The following is a 20,218-nucleotide window of genomic DNA, read 5'->3' on the forward strand; positions in this document are numbered from 1 at the left end:
ACCCCCATCGGACCCTTTAGCCCGAAGGGAGTTTGCCACATCACCGACTTGTCCGGCGGGAGTCCCAGGAAGCTCGTAGATCTCAATAGTCGCTCTTTTCCCCGCATATCAGGGTTTTGCGGGCCGTCAAGAAAAGGGGAAAAACGGTCCCGGGACGGGGGGTGGAAGACTGTTCCGCATGCACATCGTGACCCTCGCCGGCGGCATCGGCGGCGCCCGCTTCCTGCGCGGACTCCGCGCGACCGCGCCCGCCGACCAGATCACCGTCATCGGCAACACCGGCGACGACATCACCCTTTTCGGCCTGCGCGTCTGCCCCGACCTCGACACCGTCATGTACACCCTCGGCGGCGGCATCGACGAGCAACAAGGCTGGGGACGCGCCGACGAGACCCACGTCGTCAAGGAGGAGCTGGCCGCCTACGGGGTCGAGCCCCAATGGTTCGGGCTGGGCGACCGCGACTTCGCCACCCACATCGTGCGCTCCCAGATGCTCGAAGCCGGCTACCCGCTCTCCCAGATCACCGAGGCGCTGTGCGCCCGCTGGCAGCCCGGCGTACGGCTGCTGCCCATGACCGACGACCGGTGCGAGACCCACGTGGTCATCGACGACGAGCGCGGCCGGCGCGCCGTCCACTTCCAGGAATGGTGGGTGCGCCTACGCGCCTCCGTCCCCGCCGAGTCGATCGCCCTCGTCGGCGTCGAGTCGGCCAAGCCCGCCCCCGGCGTCCTCGAGGCGATCGCCGACGCCGACGTGGTCATCCTGCCGCCGTCCAACCCCGTCGTCAGCATCGGCACCATCCTCCAGGTGCCGGGCATCCGCGACGCCCTGCTCCCCAAGACCGTCGTGGGCGTCTCCCCCATCATCGGCGGCGCCCCCGTGCGCGGCATGGCCGACGCCTGCCTGACCGCCATCGGCGTCGAGACCAGCGCCCAGGCGGTCCTCTCCCTGTACGGGTCCGACCTGCTCGACGGCTGGCTGGTCGCGCCGGAGGACGCCGGCGTCGCCCTCGACGGCGTACGCGTCGAGGCCCGGCCCCTGCTCATGTCCGACCCCGCGGCCACGGCCGCCCTCGCCCGCGCCGCCCTCGACCTCGCCCAGGAGCTCACCTCATGACCCACCCCACGCAGCCCCAGGCAACCCCCGCACCGGGCACGCTCTCTCCGGAAGAAGGAGCACAGGGCGCCTCCCCCGCACCCACCGCAGGGGGTGTGGCTGCTTCCGGGACGGGCGGCCCCGCACCCGCCGTAGAGAATGCGCCTTCCTCTTGGGAGGGGGCCGCGGGCGGGCGGGTCGAGGTGGTGCCTGTGGTGGGGATCGGGGAGGTGCGGCCGGGGGACGACATCGCGGCGCTCGTCCCCGGGGTGCGGGACGGGGACATCGTCGTCGTCACGTCCAAGATCGTGAGCAAGGCCGAGGGAAGGGTCAGGGAGGCGCCGGACCGGGCGAAGGCGATCGAGGACGAGACGGACCGGGTCGTCGCGAGGCGCGGCGACACGGTGATCTCCCAGACGCGCCACGGTTTCGTGATGGCCGCCGCCGGGGTGGACGCGTCCAACACCGACCCGGGGACGGTGCTGCTGCTGCCGGAGGATCCGGACGCGTCGGCGCGGCGGATCCGGGCGGGGCTGGGCGGCCGGGTCGGGGTGATCGTGTCCGACACGTTCGGCAGGCCGTGGCGGCAGGGGCTGACGGACGTGGCGATCGGGTCGGCGGGCGTGGTGACGACGGCCGACTTCCGGGGTTCGCGGGACGCGTACGGAAATCCGCTGAGTGCGACGGTGACGGCGCTGGTGGACGAGATCGCGGCCGCCGCGGAGCTGGTCAAGGGCAAGCTGGACGGCGTCCCGGTGGCGATCGTGCGGGGGCTGGGGCATCTGGTGACGGAGGAGGACGGGCCGGGGGTGCGCCCGCTGGTGCGTCCGGCGGACGAGGACCTGTTCCGGTACGGGTCGCGGGACGTGGTGTTCGCGCGCCGGACGATCCGGGAGTTCGGTGACCGGCCGGTGGATCCGGAGGCGGTGCGGCGGGCGGTGGCCGCGGGGATCGCGGCGCCGGCGCCGCATCACACGACGCCGTGGCGGTTCGTGCTGGTGGAGTCGGCGCAGACGCGGCTGCGGCTGGTGGACGCGATGCGGGAGGCGTGGATCGAGGACCTGCGCGGCGACGGCTTCTCCGAGCAGTCGATCGCCAAGCGGATCAGGCGGGGTGACGTGTTGCGCAACGCCCCTTATCTGGTGGTGCCGTGTCTGGTGATGGAGGGCTCGCACACCTACCGCGACGAGCGGCGCAACGCCGCGGAGCGGGAGATGTTCGTGGTGGCGATGGGCGCGGGCGTGGAGAACTTCCTGGTCCAGCTCGCGGTGGAGGGGCTGGGGTCGGCGTGGGTGTCGTCGACGATGTTCTGCCGTCCGGTGGTGCGGAAGGTGCTGGATCTGCCGGAGGAGTGGGACCCGATGGGCTGTGTGGCGGTGGGCCATGCCGCCGCGCCACCGCGGGACCGGGCGCCGCGTGACGCGCTGGACTTCATCGTGTCCCGCTGACTGATATTTCGTGCCCCAGTCACGTAACGGTTTACCGTTAGGAAACTTTCCTTTACATTTGGGCCATCCCCCCAAGTAGAGGAGCCACTAGATGAAGAGGTTGCTCCAGTTACTCTCCGTCGTGGCGATTGCGGTCGCCACGGTGGTCTTCAACACCTCACCGGCCCTGGCCCACGGGTACGTCAACTCGCCGCCCAGCCGCCAGGCCCACTGCGCCCAGGGGCGCGTCGCCAACTGCGGCGACATCATCTACGAGCCGCAGAGCGTCGAAGGCCCCAAGGGCCAGCGCAACTGCCACGGCGGAGTCGGGCGGTTCGCCCAGCTCAGCGATGAGAGCAAGCCGTGGCCCGTCACCTCGGTGGGCACCAGCGTCAACTTCAACTGGCGGCTCACCGTCCAGCACGCCACCAGCACGTGGGAGTACTACGTCGGTGGCACCCGGGTGGCCGTCTTCAACGACGGCGGCCGGCGTCCCCCGGCGCAGGTGTCACACACTGTGAACCTGAGCCAGTTCCCCGGCCGGCAGAAGGTGCTGGCCATCTGGAACATCGCCGACACCGCCATGGCCTTCTACGCCTGCATCGACCTCCAGGTCGGCGGCGGCGGCCCCGGCACCCCGACGCCCACGCCCACCCCGACCCCGACCCCGACGCCGACCGACACGCCCACCAACCCTCCGGGCGGCACCTGGACCGCGGGCACCGCGTACACCGCAGGCTCGACCGTCACCTACGGCGGCGCCACCTACCGCTGCCTCCAGCCGCACACCGCGATCAACGGCTGGGAGCCGCCCAACGTCCCCGCCCTATGGGGCAGGGTCTGACCTGAAATGACCGAAGGGGGCGCCCGCCCACCTGGGCGCCCCCTTCTCCATGCCCCGGGTTCGTCACGCCCCCGGCCGGCAGGTCGGGTGGCACAGGCGCCGGGCCAGGGCGGCGAGGAACACGTCGATGATCTCGCCCGGCTCCTGGGCCACGTGCAGGGAGCCGTTGGTGGCCGAGGTGACGGCCGTCAGCCCGGCGCGGTCGACGTCCTTGCCGAAGGCGATGACGACGATCTGCACCGGCCGGTCCGCGTCCCACTCCTCGCGCAGCTCGGCCAGCAGCTCCGCCTGGGAGACCCCGCCGCCGTCGTCCCTGCCCGCGGTGATCACCAGCAGCGTGTTGTTCATGTCCTCCCGGTACGCCTCGCCCACCTCGCGGAAGCCGTCCAGGATCGCCTCGTACAGCGAGCTGCCGCGCTTGGGGTGGGCGGTGATCGTGCCGGTGAGCTCGTTCAGCCGGCTGCGCCTGACCACCTGGCCGCTCTCGGGCCGGTCGATCGGCCCCAGGCTCACCAGCTCCCGGTGGTCCTCGCTGCCGCCGAGCCGGTCGGCGAACTCCCACAGGCCCATGTGCGTCGAGTTCGGGAAGAGCGCCAGGCCGGTCCTGGCGGCGGCCAGCGCCACCTCGACGCGGGTGGTGTCGCCCAGGGGCTCGGCCATGTGCTTGGAGGTGTCGCTGAGCACGAGGATGTTCGTCGGCGGGGCCAGCCTGCTCCAGGCCAGCAGCGCCTCGTCGATGTCCTCCGGCGACACCGACGGCCGCACCCGGGGCGTGGCGTCCGGGCCGGGCGCGAGCGGCCCCTGCGAGCCGTCGCCCGAGCGGAACCCGGCCCGCCGGACGATCTCCTGCGCCTGCGGCTCGCCCAGCCAGGCGGCGAAGGCGGCGGACGCCTCCGCGACGGCCGGGTCGGTCGCGGTCACCACGTACGGGTAGTCGAGCGTGATCGTGCCCTCGCGCGGGTGCAGGGCGACGACCGGGTCGGCGGACGGGCCCCGGCCTGTGTGCTCGCGCACCGACTGCTCCGGCACGATGACGACCGGCCGCTTCCAGAACGTGCGGTCGTCGACGGCCTCCAGCATGCTGCGGTAGTCGGGCGCGGACCCGGCCTGGGCCCACCGCACGAACGCCGTCAGCGCCTTGTCGGCCTCCGGCCCGGCGCCGACGACGTCGCGGGCCGCCGCCACCGTGGCGATCCCGGCCCCGGCCAGCGACGGGTCCGGCACCCGTACGACGTCGGGCTCCTCCTCGGTCGGCGTCAGCCGGCCGCGCAGCGTCGGCGGGAACACCATCCGCCAGTTCATCTCGGTGTTGCCCACCGCGAAGCGCTCGGCCAGCGACGACCGGGTGGCGAACACCAGCGGCGAGGTCGCCACCACCCGCTCGCCCGCCGGCAGCGACCGCGCGCCCTGCTTGCGGGCCAGCCGGATCCACGCCGACGAGTCGGTGATCCAGCCGTCGGGCCGCTCGCGCAGCACGCCCGCCCGGTCGCCGATCAGCGTGCGCAGCACGGTGGCGGGCGGCTGCTCGGTCACCTGGACCAGCACGCAGCGCCCGCCCACGCTCGCCCGCGTGCCGTTGAACCGCCCCGCCGCCTCCATCACGGCGGGCGCCACGTCCACCGCCGCCGCCACGTCGACCAGAACAGGCTCTCGCGCGGTGCACAGCGCGCCCGTGCCGCCGGACACCAGGACGATTCCGCCGGCCAGCACGGCCACGGCCGCCAGGCCGGCCAGCATGCCGCGTTGGAGCGCCTTCCTCCGTCTCTGCCTGGGAGACAGCGCGGCGCGGTGTCGCCCTAACCGCACGGTGCACCTCACTTGAAGGGGGGTGTCGATTGTCCCAGCGCCTCCCACGACCGGCGCAAGAGGCGATAGAACTTGTTATATCTAGGCCAGCGGCAGGACCCGCCTGACGCTCTGGCACACGCCGTCGCTGGCGGCCGAGGCGGCCAGCCGCTCCGCGCTCGGCACGCCGTACTCGGTGGTGCGCTGCCTGACCGGCCGGCCGGTGACCTCCGCCATCGCGCGCAGCTCGCTGATGGTCTTGTACGAGCCGTTCTCCGAGCCGGCCATCCGGCTGATCGTCTCCTCCATGAGGGTGCCGCCGAGGTCGTTCACGCCGCCCTGGAGCACCTGGCGGCACAGGTCGTCCTGGAGCTTGACCCACGAGCACTGGATGTTGGCGATGGCGCCGTGCAGCAGGATCCTGGCCAGGGCGTGCACGGCCCGGTTCTCGCGGGCGGTCGGGCCGGGCCTGGCGACCCCGGCCAGGTAGATCGGCGCGCTGGTGTGCACGAACGGCAGCAGCACGAACTCGGAGAACCCCCCGGTCTCCTCCTGCAGCCGCCGGATCAGCTTGATGTGCCTGACCCAGTGCAGGTGGTCGTCCACGTGCCCGTACATCATGGTCGAGGTCGTCGGGATGCCGACGCGGTGCGCGGTGGTGATGACCTCGATCCACTCCTTGGCGGGCAGCTTGCCCTTGGTCAGCACCCAGCGCACGTCGTCGTCGAGGATCTCGGCGGCGGTCCCGGGCAGGGAGTCGACCCCGGCCTCCTTGGCGGCGTGCAGCCAGTCCTCGATGGAGAGGTTCGTCCGGCTTGCGCCGTTGATGACCTCCATCGGGGAGAACGCGTGCACGTGCATGCCGGGCGTGCGCTCCTTGACCGCCCTGGCCAGGTCGAAGTACGCGGTGCCGGGCAGGTCGGGGTGGATGCCGCCCTGCATGCACACCTCGGTGGCCCCGGCCAGCCAGCCTTCCTCGGCCCGGTCGGCGACCTGCTCCAGGCTCAGCGTGTAGGCGTCGGCGTCGGTGCGGCGCTGGGCGAACGCGCAGAACCGGCAGCCGGTGTAACACACGTTCGTGAAGTTGATGTTGCGGTTGACCACGTACGTCACGTCGTCGCCCACGGCCTGGCGGCGCAGCTCGTCGGCGATCCCGGCCAGTTCCTCCAGCGCGTCGCCGTCGGCCGACAGCAGCGCCACCGCCTGCTCGTCGGTCAGCCCCGCCGGGTCGCGCTCGGCGGCCCGCAGCGCCTCCCTGACGTCGCCCGGCACGGCGCCGCGCCCGGCGGCGGCCGGCAGCCGCTCGCGCAGCGCCTCCCAGTCGCCGTAGACGTGGTCGAAGTCGTCGCGCCGGTCGCCGGTCCGGCCCGTGGTGTCCACCTCGACGTGCAGGTCCACCCGGCCCGTGGGGGCGAACCCGCCGTCGGGCTCCTGCCACGGCAGCCCGCGTGGCACCGCGTCCTGCCTGGCCAGGCCGGTCTCCGGGTCGGCCAGCGCGGCCACGTGCGCCATGACGCGGGGGTCCAGCCACGGCTCCCCGGCCCTGACGTACTCCGGGTAGACCGTCAGCCGCTCGCGCAGCCGGAACCCCGCCTCGGCGGTCCTGGCGGCCAGCTCGTCGATCTGCGGCCAGGGGCGCTCGGGGTTGACGTGGTCGGGGGTGAGCGGCGACACGCCGCCCCAGTCGTCGATGCCCGCGCGGATCATCAGCGCGTACTCGGCGTCGACCAGGTTCGGCGGCGCCTGCACCCGCGCCCGCGGGCCCAGCACGAGCCGGGCGACGGCGATGGTCGCGGCCAGCTCCTCCAGGTCGGCGTCCGGCAGCCCGCGCATCGCCGTGTCCGGCTTGGCGCGGAAGTTCTGCACGATGACCTCCTGGACGCCGCCGTACTCGCGCGCCACCTTCCGGATCGCGAACAGCGACTCGGCCCGGTCCTCGACGGTCTCGCCGATGCCGATCAGGATGCCGGTGGTGAACGGCACGTTGCTGCGCCCGGCGTCCTCCAGCACCCGCAGCCGCACCGCCGGGTCCTTGTCGGGCGAGCCGTAGTGCGGCTGCCCCTTCTCCTCGAACAGCCGCCGCGAGGTCGTCTCCAGCATCATGCCCATCGACGGCGCCACCGGCTTGAGCCGTTGCAGGTCACGCCAGCTCAGCACGCCCGGGTTCAGGTGCGGCAGCAGCCCGGTCTCCTCCAGCACCCGCACCGCCATCGCGCGCACGTACGACAGCGTGTCGTCGTAGCCGTGCGCGTCGAGCCACTCGCGCGCCTGGTGCCACCGGTCCTCCGGCCGGTCGCCGAGCGTGAACAACGCCTCCTTGCAGCCCATCGCCGCGCCCTGCCGGGAGATCTCCAGCACCTCGTCCGGGCTGAGGAACGGCGCCTCCAGCTTGTGCGGCGCGGTGGCGAACGTGCAGTAGCCGCACCGGTCCCGGCACAGTCTGGTCAGCGGGATGAACACCTTCCTGCTGTACGTGATCACCCCCGGGCGGCCGGCGGCGGCGAGCCCCGCGTCCCGTACGCGGGCGGCGTGGTCGAGCAGGGTGTCCAGGTGGTCGCCGCGTGCCTGCAGCAGCACGGTGGCCTCGGCGGCGTCGAGCGCCTTGCCGTCACGGGCACGGGCGAGCGCGCGGCGGAACGCGGAATCACTGACAAGACTCATAGCGGCACACTACGACGCGCTGAGTTCTCGTACCGCACCCAGGGCTTCTAGAAGGACCGATAGTCGCGCGCGGCCATCCTCGGGCCGCGGGCCGGCGGGCGGCGGCCGGTGAGCGTGATGAGCATCGCCGCCCGGTGCCGGTGGCCCCGGTAGGGCTCCAGCAGCCGCAGCATGCCCGGGTCGTCCGTCTTCTCCCCGGTCAGCGCGTAGCCCACGATCTTGGCCAGGTGGAAGTCGCCCACGCTGACGGCGTCCGGGTCGCCGAACACCCGCTGGCGCACCTCGGCGGAGGTCCACACGCCGATGCCCGGCAGTGCGCGCAGCAGCCGGTCGAGCTCCTCGCTGGTGGCGGCGGCCTCCAGCTTGGCGGCGTGCCAGGCGGCGGTGGCGATCGTGCGGGCGCGCACCGCCTCGGCCCCGGCCCGGTGCCAGTGCCAGGACGGGATCTCGCGCCACACCTGCGGCTCGGGCGCCACCCGCATCCCGTCGGGCGCGGGGCCCGGGGCCGGTTCGCCGAAGTGGCGCAGCAGGTAGCGCCAGGCGCGCCACGCCTCCTGGCCGACGACCTTCTGCTCCAGCACCGCCGGGACCAGCGCCTCCATGACGCGGCCCGTACGGCCGATGCGCACGCCCGCGTGCGCGCGCATGGCCTCGACCAGGACCGGATGCCGCGCGGTGAAACCCGACAGGTCGTCGTCGGCGCCCACGAGGCCGGGCAGCGACTCCAGCGCCCACTCCGTGCCCGGCCCCCACGCCCGCCCGTGCACCTGGCCCCCAGCCACCGTCACCCGCAGCGTGACCGGCCCGTCAGGGGTGCGGGAGGTGCGCCACACGGCCCCGTCGGGGGTCCGGCACCAGGCCGGGTCGCCCCCGCCGCGCTTGTGCGCCGCCAGCGCCAGGCCCACGTCGAGCGGCCCGGCGGGCGCCCAGCTACGCTCCCTCACCCATCCAGTCTGCGGCACGGAACGAGCAGGTCAGACGTCACTCGAATAGCGGACCGCGCGCTCCGGCAGCTCGATGCCCGGCCAGATGCGCACCCCGGCCTGCAGCTCGTTGCCCGGCCCCACCACGGCCCCGTCGCCGATGACGGCGTCACGCACCACCGTGCCGGCGCACACCCGCGCGCCCTGCCCCAGCACCGAGTCGGTCACGATCGCGCCCGCCTCGACCACGCAGTCGTCGGCCAGCACCGACCCGACGACCGTCGCGCCCGCCTCGACCACCGTGCGGGCGCCGACCGCGGTGCCGCCCTGCACCTTCGCCTCCGGCGACACCAGCGCGCCGTCGAGCGCCAGCCACTCGCCCGCCGGCCCCGGCAGCGCCGGCGACGCCAGCCTGCCGAGCACCAGGTCACGCGACCCCTGCACGTACGCGCTCGGCGTGCCCACGTCGAGCCAGTATGTGCGGTCGGCGTAACCCAGCACGAGCCGCCCCGACTCGATGAGCCCCGGGAACGTCTCCCGCTCGACCGACACCACCTCGTCACGCGGGATCTGGTCGATCACCGACCGGGTGAACACGTAACAGCCCGCGTTGATCCGGTTGGTGACCGGGTTGGGAGTCTTCTCCAGGAACGCGGTCACCCGCCCGTCGCCGTCCGTGGGCACGCAGCCGAACCTCGTCGGATCCTCCACCTCGGTCAGGTGGAGCGTCACGGCCGCCTCCCGCGCCAGATGCGCCCGCACCTGGTCGCCGATGTCATGGCCGGACAGGATGTCGCCGTTGAGGATGAGCACCGGCGCGTCGGGCGGTGACGACAGCGCCTCGGCGGCGTTGCGGATCGCGCCGCCCGTGCCCAGCGGCGTCTCCTCCGTCATGTACTCCAGCGAGAGCCCCAGGGCCGACCCGTCGCCGAACACCGGCTCGAACATCGACGCCTTGTACGAGGTCGCGAAGACGATCCGGCGCACCCCGAACGAGCGCGCCCGCGCCAGCTGGTGGGCCAGGAACGGCACTCCGGCGGTCGGCAGCAGCGGCTTCGGCGTGCCCAGCGTGAGCGGACGCAGGCGCGTGCCCTGTCCCCCGACCAGGAGGATCGCCTCTAGATCTGGCAAAGAGCTCTCCATAACTGTGCGAGGGTACCCAACTATTCGACTGCGCGTTGATAAGAGCTGAGGTGCGCCTCCGCGGAGGCCTCCCAGGTGAACTCCCTGGCCCTGGCCAGACCCGCCTCCCGAAGCTGCGCTCGCCGCTCCGGCGCGGCCAGGAGCTGGGCCAGCGCGGAGGCGATGCTGTCGGCGTCCGGCTCAGTGTAGGCGACCGCGTCGCCGCCGACCTCGGGCAGCGAGGTGCGCTGGGTGGTCAGCACCGGCGCGCCGCAGGCCATCGCCTCCAGCACCGGCAGCCCGAACCCCTCACTGCTGGACGGGAACGCCACCACGAGCGCCCCGCCGAGGAACCCCGGCAGGTCGGGCGCCCGCAGGAAGCCCGGCCGCACCACCTTGACCGTGGCCTCCACCTCCCGGCAGGCGGCGTCGACGTCGTCCTCGTGCACGCCGCCGCCCAGCACCAGCGCCGGTGGATCCGCCAGGCCCGCCACCGCGGCGGCGAAGCCCCGCACCAGGTTCGGCACGTTCTTGCGCGGGTCGAGCGCCCCCAGGAACGCCACGTACGACTGGCCGTGCAGGCCGAACCGGCTGGCCGCCCGCCGCACCTCCGCTTCCGTCGGAGGATGGAACAGCGCCTGGTCGACCCCGTGGTAGGCGACGTCGATGCGTGTCGGGTCGGCGGCCAGCACCCGCACCAGCTCGTCCCGCGTCGCCTTCGACGGCACGATCACCCGGTTGGCGTGCCGCACGGCGGTGCGCGTCGCCGACCGGAAGAACGACGCCTTCACCGCGCTGTGCTGGTCGGGCTCGGTGAACCAGGAGACGTCGTGCACCGTGACGACCGTCCGCAGGCCCGACCGGAGCGGTATCGAGTAATAAGGAGCGTGGATCACCTCGGCCCCCGCCTGGCGGGCCAGCAGCGGCAGGCCCGTCTGCTCCCACGCGAGCCGCGCGGCCCTGTTGGTGATGGAGACCGGGCCCGGGATGATCCGGGCGGAAGGCGCGAGCCGGGTGTAGCGTTCGGCGTCGGCCCGCTGACAGACCACCGCAAGATCGGCTCCCGCCCGGTCGAGAGCCGACACCAGACCGTCCACGTACCTGATCAGCGCGCCACGGTCGGCCGGGACCGCCGCCGCGTCGACGAGCACTCGAGGCATTACGTAGATCTTCTCCCCTCAAGATCAACGTCGGGACTCCACGTCCCCCTCTTCGTTCAGCTTATGACCAGCGTCCCCTAAATCGTGGCCCAAATCACACTGAGTCCCGCCGTGCAGCGATTCCCGCCAGCCCGGCACAGATCAGATCGCCCAGAACGATCACCACGCGCGAGCACAGCGCCACCGCGATCGCCCGCCCGCTGTCCATCACCGGAGCCAGCGCCACCACCATCGCGGCCTCCCGCACCCCCGCCCCCGCCGGCACCACGAACGTCATGATGCCCAGGCACCACGACAACGCGAACGCCCCGACGGCGAACACCAGGCCGACATCCGGAGTGATGAAATACAGGTGCACCCCGTAGCAGGTCCACCCCGCCACCGCCCAGCCCAGCGCCGCCAGCATCCCCCGCCGAGTCAACGGCCGCTCCAACGGCTCCCGCCGCAACCTCCGCAGCCCGAAGCCGATCACCCCGTTGATCACCCGGGGCTCCAGCAGCACCAGCAGCACCGGCACCAGGAGCAGCAGCCACCCGAACCGGTCCCACCCGAGCGTCACCAGCGTCACCAGCAGGCCCGTCGCCAGCTGGATCGGCATCATCAGGAAGAACGCCGCCGCGCTGCGCGCCCTCGGCACCCCCAGGTCGCGGCCCATCTCCATCTGCGCCAGCATCGGCCACACCGCGCCGGGGATGTACTTGCCCAGCTGGCCCACGAAGAACACCTTCGCCGCCGGGCGCAGCGGCAGCCTCGACCCCAGGTCGGCCAGCAGCGTCCGCCACGTCAGCATCGCCCCCACGAGCGCGCCCACCACGGCCACCAGCGCCCCGCCCAGCATCGGCCAGCTCAGCGCGGCGAACCCCGCCGCCACGGCGTCCCACTGCGACGCCACGGCCCATCCGCCGAACCCGAGCGCCACCCCCAGGAACCCCAGCCGCACCGCCCTCTTGAGCCCCCGCCCCTTCCGGCCCGGACGCCCTGACCCCTCCCCGGAGAGCTCCCCCTCCCAACCTGACTGGCCCTTCGGGGAGGACGCGCCCTCTCCGGGGGACGGGGCAGTCCCGGAGGGCTCCGCCTCTCCGCCAGGTCCCGCCTCGGCGCGAGGCCGCGCCTCCCCGAGGGGGCGGGCGCCCGCAGAGGGCTCCCCCTCCCAACGGGACTGGCCCTCGCCGGACGGCCGCCCCTTCCCCACGCGGCGCCCCTCCGGGGAGGGCACGCTCTCTCCAAGGGACGGGGTGTCCCCGGAGGGCTCCGCCTCCTCAAGGGGGCGCTCGTCCGAGGACGATCCCGCCTCCCCCAGGGCCCGGGAGGGCTCCTCCTCGGGGCAGGGCTTCCCCTCCCCGAGGGGACGGCCCTCCGAGAAGACAGCGCCCCCGCCAAGGCGGCGGGTGCCCGCAGGGGGCTCCGCATCCCCGCTGGGTCCCACGTCGGCGCGGGGCCGCGCTTCCCCGAGAGGGCGAGCGCCCGTGGAGGGCTCTCCGTCCCGGAGGGGGTCCGCATCCGGGCGGGGCCGCGCCTCCGCCTCCCCCGAGGGGCGGGTGCCCGCAGGGGGCGTCGCGTCCTCGGGGGATTTCGCATCCGTGAGGGGTCGTGCTTCACCCGAAGGGGCGCCCTCTCCCGAACGGGTGCCCGTGGTGGGGGGGACGGGCCGGGGAGCGGGGGTGGGGTCGTTGGGGCGGGTCACAGTGGGGGGATCCGCTCCGGGGGCTGCGGGAGGGGGGCGCCGGCCGGGAGGCGGGGGCGCTTGGTGGCGACCCAGAGGTAGGTGGGCACGAGCGGCAGCAGCAGCCGCAGCACCGCCCGGGGCGTACGGGCCAGCACGGTCTGGGCGAGACGCCCCAGGGCGCCGGGGAACAGCTCACCTCCGGCGAAGCGGCCGGGCGTGGCCAGCACCGGGAACGTGTAGTCCCACACGTGGAAGGCGCGCAGCATGCGGCGCAGCCCGCGCCGGGTGCGGAAGCGCTCGTAGTAGTGGTCGGCCTTCCCGAAGGCGCGCACGTAGCGGTCGGCGAGCGCGGGCGGCAGGTAGGACAGGAACGGCAGCTTGTAGTGCGGCTCCATGATGCCGAGCCGGTTGCCCAGCCCCAGGTAGAGGACGCCGTCGTCGGAGAGCACCCGGTGCATCTCGGCGACCACGGCGTCGGGGTCGACCACGTGTTCGTAGATGTGGTTGAACACGAGCACGTCGAGCGACCCGTCGGGGAACGGCAGCGCGGTGCCGTCGCCGCACACGAAGGCGACCCGTTCGCCGAACCGGTCGGCGGCCTTGCGCAGCCCCGGCACGTCGATGTCGATGCCGAGCGTGTGCCCGGCCCCTGCCGCGGCGAGTTCGTCGGCGATGAACCCGGCCGAGCAGCCCACGTCGCCCACGGTCAGCCCGCCGAGCGGTCCGTGGAAGTGCTCAAGCACCGCGATGATCTTCGCGGCCTTGCGCCTGCGCTTCGCCTCGTCGAGCATCGCGGACTGGAACTCGGAGTATTCCAGCTGCGCGACCCGTTGCTTTCCCACGCCGCCCAACAGTACCCGCGCTCGCCGCCCCCGGCCGTCGAACGGGCTTCGGTACGGCGGCCCGCCGGGGAATCGCCGGCCGGGGCGCTTCGAGGACGTGCTGGTCACGGCGGTCGTGGGCTCTATCTCGGGCACCGTTGCTGAAGTAGCCTTGGGCGGGTGATCCGCCGACTGCTGCGCGTTGTGCTGGCCCTGGTCGCACTCGGCTTTCTCGGCTACGGCCTGGCGAGCAACTGGGACGCGACCCGTGACGCCGTGGCGGGGATCTCGCCGTGGGCGGTGGCGGGGGCGTTCGGCGCGGTGCTGGCCGGGCAGTTCTGCATGCTGCTGGCCTGGCGGCAGGTGCTGGCCGGGCTGGGGTCGCCGCTGCCGGTGCGGGTGGCGGGGCGGATCATGTTCGTCGGGCAGCTCGGCAAGTACATCCCGGGCGCGGTGTGGGCGTACGCGGCGATGATGGAGCTCGGCCGTGACCACGGGAGCCCGCCGCGCCGGACGTTCGCGTGCATCTCGCTGGCGCTGGTGATCAACCTGGGGGTGGGCCTGGCGATCGCGGCGGCCACGCTGGCGTCGCAGGAGGCGGTGCGCCAGGCGTGGTACCTGTTGCTGCTCGTGCCGGTCATCGTCGTGTGCCTGCACCCGAAGGTGCTGACGTGGGGGCTCAACCTGGCGTTGCGGGTGGCGCGCCGCGACACGCTCGACAGCGTGCTGCCCGGTCGCACGGTGCTGGTCGCGGTGGCGTGGACCACGCTGGGCTGGCTGGTGTACGGGCTTCACACCTGGCTGCTCGCGGGCCGGTGGGACCTCTACGTGATCGCGACCGGCGCCTACGCGTTCGCCTGGGCGACCGGGCTGCTCACGTTCGTGGTGCCGGCCGGGGTCGGGGTGCGCGAGGGCGCGCTGGTGCTCGTGCTGCAGCCGATCATCGGCACCGGCGCGGCGCTAGCGGTGGCCGTGGTGTCGCGGCTGGCGTTCACGCTGGCCGACGCGACGGCGGCCGGGCTGGCATTCCTGCTGGGCCGTCAGGCGTCGAGGAGCGTCGCGGTGTACGCCGACCAGAACGGCGCCGGGTCGACGGCCTTGACCCCCGACCGCAACCTTTCGGGCTCGCCGGAGGCGTAGAAGCGCTCGATCGCCGCCCGCAGCGCCCCGACGTCGCCCGGCTCGACCAGCAGCCCGTCGACGCCGTCGGTCACGTGGTCGGCCAGCGCGCCGACCCGGGTGGCGATCACGGGCACGCCGTGCTCGTGCCCGAGCCACACGTTCTGGCTGGCCGTCGCGTTGCGGTAGGGCAGCACGAGCGCGTCCGCCTCGGCGAACAGCTTCGGCACGTCGTCGGCGGCCACGTAACCGGGCCGCAGGTCGACCCGGTCGGCCAGGCCCAGCTCGTCGATCAGCGCCCGGGTGTCGTCGAGCCCGCTCCAGAACTCCCCGGCGACGGTCAGCCCGATCCCCTCGGGCAGCGCCCGCAGCAGCAGGTCGAGCCCCTTGTACGGGCGGACGATGCCGAAGAACAGCAGCCGCCGGTGCACCTCGTCGGAGCGCCCGGCGTGGGTGGAGGGCAGGTGCGGCGGCAGCGCGGCCACGCGCACCGGGCCGCCGGTGAGCCCGCGGGCCAGCCCCGCCTGCTCCTCGGAGTGCGTCAGCACCCCGTCGACCCGCTTGAGCAGCGCCTTCATCAGCGGCTGGTCGTACGGCTTGCGCTCGTGCGGCAGCACGTTGTGGCAGAGCGCGACGGTCCGGGCCTTGCGGCGGATGCCGTACAGGATCCCGAGGTAGGCGGGGACCTGCACCGGGCTGAGCACGGCGAGGATCACCAGGTCGGCCGAGCGGAGCCGCCGCCCGGCGGCGACCCACCCGTCCGGCCGCCGCCAGTCGAGGTCACGCCGCGTGTTCGGGTACGGGACGCCCTCGGGGGCGGAGATCGTCTGCTGCCCCGGGTAGAGGAACGACGGGTACTGCGCCCGCCACGACTCGATGACCACGTCGTGGCCGAGCGCCGCGAGCCGGTGGGCCAGCTCGGTGGTGTGCTGGGCCCCGCCGCCCTTGTACGGGTAGGTGGGGCCGACGATCGCGATGCGCACGCTAGTCGCCCCGCGACCGCACGATCAGGTCGGCCAGCAGTGCCACCGAGCCGATGAGCAGGCCGGACAGAAAGATCATCACCGTGTTGGACGGCAGGTAGAAGGGAGTGTCGATCATGTCCCACACGCCCTTGGCGATGCCGATGCCGACCAGCCAGAGCGCGGGCGGCATGAGCACCTTGAGCGGGTTGAAGTACATGATCATCCGCAGCACCTGGAGGATGTAGCGGTAGGCGTCGGACACGAAGCTGAACTTCGACTTGCCCGCCCGCTTGGCGTAGTCGATCGGCACGTAGTGGACGTCGTGCTGGTTCATCAGGAACGACAGCGTGATCGTCGTGACGCAGGAGAACCCGGGCGGCAGCAGCCGCAGGTAGGGCCTGGCCACCGACTTGCGGAAGGCGCGCAGCCCGGAGTTGAGGTCGGGGATCTTCTGCCCGGCGAGCATCTCGGCCACCTTGCGGATCACCCATTTGGCCGGGACGCGCAGCAGCTTGTGCGAGCCTTCCTCGCTGGTGCGCGCGCCGACCACCTGGTCGATCGTCTGGTCCTTCTCCAGGAGCTGCACCAGCTCGGGGATGCGCTCGTTGGGGTAGGTCATGTCGGCGTCGGTCCAGACGACGATCTCGCCCCTGGCCTCCTGCGTGCCGATCCGCCGCACGGTGCCGGAGCCGCCGTTGCGGTGGAAGGCGCGGATGCGCAGGTGCGGGTAGCCGGGCGCGGCCTCACGCAGCCTGGCCAGCGTCTCGTCGGTCGAGCAGTCGTCGACGGCGACGAGCTCATAGGTGTAGCCGCTGGAGTCCATGGCCTTGGTGATGCGCTCGACCTCGTCGATGACGTGGTCCTGCTCGTTGTAGCAGGGCAGGACGATCGTGACGTATGGCGCTTCTTCCACGGCGTTTCCACTCTGGGGGGTCTCAGGCGTGCTCACGTGCGTCGAGGGTACTCTGCCCCGCAGAAACGCGGGTCCACATCAGGTCAAGGGATCGCCATCCAGACGTTGACGCGGAGCGACCAGGTGCCGTCCGGGCGGCTGGTCAGCGAGCGCTCGTCCTGCCGCGTCACCAGGGCCATGACCTGCTCGGGCGTGCCGTAGGGCGCGACCTGGCCGGCCTCGGCGGCCAGCACGACGGGGGTGCGGCCGGCCGCGCGCACCCGGGCGAGCACGCGGCGCACGTCGTCCTCGGACGCCTCGTCCGCCTTGGCGGCGGGCGCCCCGCACATGCCGCGCACGACCTGGGTGAACCGGTCGCCGGTGACCCGCTCCACGATCACCACGGAGGCGTCGTCCGGGATGCGCGCGCACATCCGCGCCACAGCCGCCGCCTCGCCGCGCTCGACCGGGGTGAACGCGGTGCCGATCGACGTGAAGACCGGCGGCGCGAGCACCAGCAGCGCGAGCACCGGGGCGGCCCAGCGTCGGGGGAAGCGCCGGGGGAAGCGCCGGGCCAGCCATGGGGCGCCCCACACGGCCAGCAGGACCAGGCCGGGGATCACCACGGGCACCAGGCGGCGGGCCGCCCACGGGTGGTCGGGGGTGATCTCCGGCCGCAGCAGCGTCGTCAGGGTCGTCCAGCCGATCACCGCCAGCGGCAGCAGCCAGGCGGTCTCCCGGCCGCGCAGCAGCCGGCGCAGCAGCACCGCCGCGGCCAGCGTGGCCAGCACGACCGCCGGGACGCCGATGTACCACCCCACCCAGTGCAGCGAGTTCTCGAAGTAGAGGCGGGAGCCGTCGGGCGGCAGGCCGTTGGCCTTCTGGATCTGCTCGATGAAGACGAAGGTCCGCCGGTCGTCGACGTTGTCGGGCTCGCGGCGCACGGTCTGCACCCAGGGGCGTACGGCCAGGCCCGCCATGACCAGCACGACCAGCGCGGCCCCGGCCTCCGGCAGCCGGCGCGGCAGCCGTACCCGGGCCAGGGCGGGCGCGGCGGCCGTCGCGGCGGCGGTGAGCAGCAGCACGGCGGCGCAGATCAGCAGCAGCGGCTCGACCGAACGCGACAGATAGTTCAGGTAGGGGCGGGACAGCACGTAGGCGGCGAGCAGCCCGGCGCCGGCCCCGGCCAGCAGCCCGGCGAGCAGCGGCAGCCCCGCCCCCGAGCCGCGGGCGAGCCGCCCGGTGCGGCCGGGAAGCCGCCGCAGCGCGATGAGCAGCCCGGCGAACGCGAGCGCGGGCAGCACGTCGCGCAGCCCGTCGACCCGGACCAGCACGCTCAGCCCGAACACCAGCCCGGCCAGCGCCGCGAGCGCCCGCCGCTCCCGCTCCAGCGCGTCGTGCACCAGCGCCAGCCCGCCGAACAGCAGGATCACCGACGGGATCTCGCTGAACGTGGCCCGCGACGTGTAGAGCACCGGCATGCTGACCGCGAACGCGAGCGCCGCCACGGGCGCCCACCAGCCGCCGACCAGGCGCGCGGCCAGCCCGCCGACCACGAGCACCGCCAGCGCCCCCAGCACGGCGGGCGTCAGCAGCATGCCGCCCAGCCACTCCCCCAGCGCGTACAGCAGCGGCGGCCCCGGCATGAACTGCGGCACCACCGTCCCGTCGCCGCGGTAGAAGCCGATGCTGTCGAACACCAGCGCCGGGTCCGGCCCGCCGAACGCCTCCGCCCGCGGGTCGATGGGCAGCGAGCCGTGCCGGGCCAGCCACACGGCGTACTGCGCGTAGGTGGCCGGGTCGCGCCGGACGAGCAGCTGCTCACTGTGCAGGACGGCGTTGAACACCCCGGACCCGAGCGCCACGGCGAGCACGGCGGCCGTCTGCCCGGCGGTGGCGGTGAGCGGCGCCGCCCGTCGCGCCCCTGCCCAGCACAGCGCCGCGGCGACCGGCAGCCCGATCAGGAACGCGGGCAGCGGCCGGTAGCCGTCAGCGAGGAGCAGCCCCAGTCCGGCCAGCAGCCACCCGGCCACGGCGAGCGCGGGCAGCACGGTGACCACGGCGAGCACCCGGCCCGCCGCCGGGGCGCGCGTCCGGGCGAGTTCCATCGACCAGCGAGCGTATCCAACATCACGACGGCATCACCTCGACGGCATCACGATGACGCCCCGCAGGTGGAAGCCCGGTAGCGTACCGGCGTGCCGGACATGCGGGAGGTCGTGCGGGTGGCGGGGCGGTTCGTGCGGCGTCACCGGTGGTTCCTCGCGGTGCTGGCCGCCGGGGCGCTGCTCAGGGTGGTCGCGATGCTGGGCTTCCGCCCGGCGCTGTGGTTCCCCGACTCCTACACCTACATCGTCACCGTCTTCCATCCGCGCCCGGACCTGGTGCGTCCCGCCGGTTACTCGATGTTCGTCAAGCTGCTGGAGCCGTTCCACTCCTTCGGCGCGGTGGTCGCGGTGCAGCACCTGCTGGGGCTGGCGACGGGCGCGCTGGTCTACTGGGCGGCGGCGCGGCGGGTGCGGCGGTGGGCAGCGGTGCTGGCCTCGGCGCCGGTGCTGCTCGACGCCTACCAGGTGGAGCTGGAGCACCTGCTGGTCTCCGACACGCTGTTCATGTTCCTCGTCGTGCTCGCGGTCGTGCTGGCGCTGGCCGACCGGCCGAAGGTGGTCACGATCGGCCTGCTGCTGGCCGCGGCGACGCTGACCAGGACCGTCGGGCTGCCGCTGATCGCGCTGCTGGCGGGCTGGCTCCTGCTGCGGCGGCAGGTCCGCCCGGCCGTGGTGATGCTGGCGGCGGCGCTGGTGCCGGTCGTGGCGTACGGGGCCTGGTTCTACGCCACCTACCAGCGGATCGGCATCGTGGGGGCGAACGGCGTCTTCCTCTATGCCCGGACGATGTCGTTCGCCGACTGCGAGCGGATGGACCCGCCGCCGGACCTGCGGGTGCTGTGCGATCCCCGGCCGCCGGAGCAGCGGCCGCCGTCGCAGGAGTACATCTGGGCCAAGGACGCGCCGCTGGTCAGGCTGCCTGGCATCACGTTCGCGCGGGAGACGGACGCGCTGGCGGGCAGGTTCGCGCTGCTGGCCGTCCGCTCGCAGCCGCTCGACTACGCGGGCTCGGTGCTGTCGGAGCTGGGCCGCTCGTTCGTGTGGGGCCGCCCGGTCTACCCCGACCAGGAGATCTACGGCTACTACCAGTTCCCGTCGGTCTCGCCGCCTCCGCCCGGCCGCTATCCGGCGCGGCACGGCGCGGAGCTCGCCCGGCGTTACGAGGGGGGCGAGATCGGCACCCGGGTCGCCGAGCCGTACGCGGGCTGGATGCGCGCCTACCAGGACGTGGCCCGGCTGCCCGGCACCGCGCTGCTGGTGATCCTGCTGGTCCCGCCTGCCGTGGCGGCGCGCAGGAGGTGGTCGGGGGCGTGCGCCGCGACGCGCCCGGCGCCTTGGCTTGCCCCGTGGGCGGCAGCGGTTGTGTTGTTGGTCACACCGCCGGCCGTGGCGGAGTTCGACTACCGCTACGTGTTGCCGGTCGTGCCGCTCGCCTGTTTGGCGGCGGCGCTAACCTGGAGGAATCCTCAGAGTTCCTAAAGAATATTCCCCGAAATGTCCACCTCTGAGTATGCTTTGGCCGGTAAACATCACGCCCGTGTCACGGCCGTTTCGCGCGGTCATGGCCCCGGGCACGCCGAACGTGACCTAGTCTCGTGGCGCAGTACGACCAAGCCAGGACGAGGCTAG

At 73.3% G+C, this 20,218-nt stretch carries 14 protein-coding genes and 1 pseudogene; 5 read left to right on the forward strand and 10 right to left on the reverse strand.

The genetic code is table 11. The annotated features are described in order from the left end of the window. Window positions 1–178: 178 nt before the first annotated feature. From cofD to ACWDXC_RS03070, 3 genes and pseudogenes are all read left to right on the forward strand, one after another. Entirely contained in the window at window positions 179–1,117 is a 939-nt protein-coding gene (gene cofD / locus ACWDXC_RS03060) for a 2-phospho-L-lactate transferase (protein WP_357584053.1), read from the forward strand. 170 nt (window positions 1,118–1,287) lie between these two features. Then, window positions 1,288–2,544, forward strand: a pseudogene (locus ACWDXC_RS03065) (coenzyme F420-0:L-glutamate ligase); the annotation flags it as partial. A gap of 91 nt (window positions 2,545–2,635) precedes the next feature. Next, window positions 2,636–3,367, forward strand: a complete 732-nt coding sequence (locus tag ACWDXC_RS03070) for a lytic polysaccharide monooxygenase (protein WP_449977428.1) — start codon at window positions 2,636–2,638, stop codon at window positions 3,365–3,367. 63 nt (window positions 3,368–3,430) lie between these two features. On the opposite strand, the gene ACWDXC_RS03075 is transcribed toward ACWDXC_RS03070, so the two are convergent. From ACWDXC_RS03075 to ACWDXC_RS03105, 7 genes are all read right to left on the reverse strand, one after another. Further along, the gene (locus tag ACWDXC_RS03075; protein WP_449977431.1) at window positions 3,431–5,104 is read right to left on the reverse strand and encodes a substrate-binding domain-containing protein; all 1,674 of its coding nucleotides are present in this window, start codon (window positions 5,102–5,104) and stop codon (window positions 3,431–3,433) included. A 150-nt stretch (window positions 5,105–5,254) separates the two neighbouring features. Continuing rightward, window positions 5,255–7,813 (reverse strand): bifunctional FO biosynthesis protein CofGH, encoded by a 2,559-nt coding sequence (locus tag ACWDXC_RS03080; RefSeq protein WP_449977434.1) that lies wholly within the window; start codon window positions 7,811–7,813, stop codon window positions 5,255–5,257. Between the two features lie 47 nt (window positions 7,814–7,860). Continuing rightward, entirely contained in the window at window positions 7,861–8,757 is an 897-nt protein-coding gene (locus ACWDXC_RS03085) for a DNA-3-methyladenine glycosylase family protein (RefSeq protein WP_449977437.1), read from the reverse strand. Between the two features lie 30 nt (window positions 8,758–8,787). Then, a complete protein-coding gene (locus tag ACWDXC_RS03090) occupies window positions 8,788–9,867 on the reverse strand; it encodes a mannose-1-phosphate guanylyltransferase (RefSeq protein ID WP_246643762.1) in 1,080 nt (359 codons plus the stop codon). A 32-nt stretch (window positions 9,868–9,899) separates the two neighbouring features. Next, window positions 9,900–11,018 (reverse strand): glycosyltransferase family 4 protein, encoded by a 1,119-nt coding sequence (locus ACWDXC_RS03095; RefSeq protein WP_364173087.1) that lies wholly within the window; start codon window positions 11,016–11,018, stop codon window positions 9,900–9,902. Window positions 11,019–11,112: 94 nt separating this feature from the next. Beyond that, window positions 11,113–11,958, reverse strand: a complete 846-nt coding sequence (locus tag ACWDXC_RS03100) for a lysylphosphatidylglycerol synthase domain-containing protein (protein ID WP_449977442.1) — start codon at window positions 11,956–11,958, stop codon at window positions 11,113–11,115. A 740-nt stretch (window positions 11,959–12,698) separates the two neighbouring features. Then, window positions 12,699–13,526 carry a methyltransferase domain-containing protein gene (locus ACWDXC_RS03105; RefSeq protein ID WP_449977444.1) on the reverse strand — a complete coding sequence of 276 codons (828 nt, stop codon included), beginning with the start codon at window positions 13,524–13,526 and terminating at the stop codon, window positions 12,699–12,701. Between the two features lie 159 nt (window positions 13,527–13,685). On the opposite strand from ACWDXC_RS03105, the gene ACWDXC_RS03110 reads away from it, so the two are divergent. Next, on the forward strand, window positions 13,686–14,645 hold the full coding sequence (locus ACWDXC_RS03110; RefSeq protein WP_449977446.1) for a lysylphosphatidylglycerol synthase domain-containing protein: 960 nt from the start codon (window positions 13,686–13,688) through the stop codon (window positions 14,643–14,645). Here ACWDXC_RS03110 and ACWDXC_RS03115 read toward each other — a convergent pair. The 3 genes from ACWDXC_RS03115 to ACWDXC_RS03125 form a co-directional block, all read right to left on the reverse strand. Beyond that, complete coding sequence (locus tag ACWDXC_RS03115; RefSeq protein ID WP_449977449.1) at window positions 14,546–15,607, reverse strand: glycosyltransferase family 4 protein; 1,062 nt, start codon at window positions 15,605–15,607, stop codon at window positions 14,546–14,548. The two genes, ACWDXC_RS03110 and ACWDXC_RS03115, sit on opposite strands and share 100 nt — an antisense overlap. 1 nt (window position 15,608) lies before the next feature. After that, entirely contained in the window at window positions 15,609–16,502 is an 894-nt protein-coding gene (locus ACWDXC_RS03120; protein ID WP_308125584.1) for a glycosyltransferase family 2 protein, read from the reverse strand. Window positions 16,503–16,585: 83 nt separating this feature from the next. Next, window positions 16,586–18,589 carry an ArnT family glycosyltransferase gene (locus ACWDXC_RS03125; protein WP_449977451.1) on the reverse strand — a complete coding sequence of 668 codons (2,004 nt, stop codon included), beginning with the start codon at window positions 18,587–18,589 and terminating at the stop codon, window positions 16,586–16,588. Window positions 18,590–18,688: 99 nt separating this feature from the next. Between ACWDXC_RS03125 and ACWDXC_RS03130 the strand changes: the two genes are divergently transcribed. After that, complete coding sequence (locus ACWDXC_RS03130; protein ID WP_449978163.1) at window positions 18,689–20,068, forward strand: hypothetical protein; 1,380 nt, start codon at window positions 18,689–18,691, stop codon at window positions 20,066–20,068. Window positions 20,069–20,218: the final 150 nt, after the last annotated feature.

It is taken from the genome of Nonomuraea sp. NPDC003214 (assembly GCF_053590035.1).

Coding starts and splice junctions, on each gene's coding strand:
- cofD (WP_357584053.1), top strand. CDS start 179: ATGCACATCGTGACCCTCGCCGGCGGCATCGGCGGCGCCCGCTTCCTG.
- ACWDXC_RS03075 (WP_449977431.1), bottom strand. CDS start 5,104: ATGCTGGCCGGCCTGGCGGCCGTGGCCGTGCTGGCCGGCGGAATCGTC.
- ACWDXC_RS03130 (WP_449978163.1), top strand. CDS start 18,689: ATGCGGGAGGTCGTGCGGGTGGCGGGGCGGTTCGTGCGGCGTCACCGG.
- ACWDXC_RS03125 (WP_449977451.1), bottom strand. CDS start 18,589: ATGGAACTCGCCCGGACGCGCGCCCCGGCGGCGGGCCGGGTGCTCGCC.
- ACWDXC_RS03095 (WP_364173087.1), bottom strand. CDS start 11,018: ATGCCTCGAGTGCTCGTCGACGCGGCGGCGGTCCCGGCCGACCGTGGC.
- ACWDXC_RS03070 (WP_449977428.1), top strand. CDS start 2,636: ATGAAGAGGTTGCTCCAGTTACTCTCCGTCGTGGCGATTGCGGTCGCC.
- ACWDXC_RS03080 (WP_449977434.1), bottom strand. CDS start 7,813: ATGAGTCTTGTCAGTGATTCCGCGTTCCGCCGCGCGCTCGCCCGTGCC.